Below are 623 nucleotides of genomic sequence, written 5' to 3' on the forward strand. Positions count from 1 at the left end.
ACACCGACGACGGGATAACCGTGAAATCGATACGGTGAATGGTCTCCCCTTCGCCGCTGGCATAGCGGTTCTCTTCCAGATGATACCCGGCCGCCGTCACCAGATAGTCACCGTTATCGCTGAAGAACGGTGCGTTGGTCAGGGTGAAGGTGTGGCCCGGCGCAATTCCCGCTGCCGTGGCCGTGGCCTGAATCTGCTGATGCTCCACCTGCCAGCGCTCCTGGCGAATGCGGGCGTAGAACTCCGCATGCCCGGTCTCCACAAAGCGCCCAGGCCAGTCGTACACGTCAATGCTGCCCGGTTTCGGCGAGGCCGGGTTCTGCTGCGCCTGGAACAGCCACGCGTTCGGCTTGCGGAAGTCGTAGTCGTCGAGGCTGTAAATGCCCGGCGTCACGCTGTCCTCCAGCGCCCACTGGCTGATGCCCTCTTCGTCTGTGCTGCCGCCGGACGGCGTCTGGTGATAGGGGATGACCTCGTAACCGCTGAACGGCTGATGCTGCGTGGCGGCATCGGTGAGCACCAGGGTGTGTTTGTCGGCCTCGTGGCTGAAGTAATACGCTATTCCCTCCAGCTCCATCAGGCGGCTGATGAAGTCCAGGCTCGACTCCTGATACTGGACACAG

At 62.3% G+C, this 623-nt stretch carries 1 protein-coding gene; it reads right to left on the reverse strand.

The window, feature by feature from the left end; all coding sequences use genetic code 11:
• On the reverse strand, nt 1-623 hold a 623-nt coding region (locus tag AK59_RS0122775), incomplete at both ends, for a type VI secretion system Vgr family protein (protein ID WP_032618758.1).

Source organism: Enterobacter sp. T1-1, from assembly GCF_000710795.1.
In the GTDB taxonomy this organism is placed as follows: domain Bacteria; phylum Pseudomonadota; class Gammaproteobacteria; order Enterobacterales; family Enterobacteriaceae; genus Enterobacter; species Enterobacter cloacae.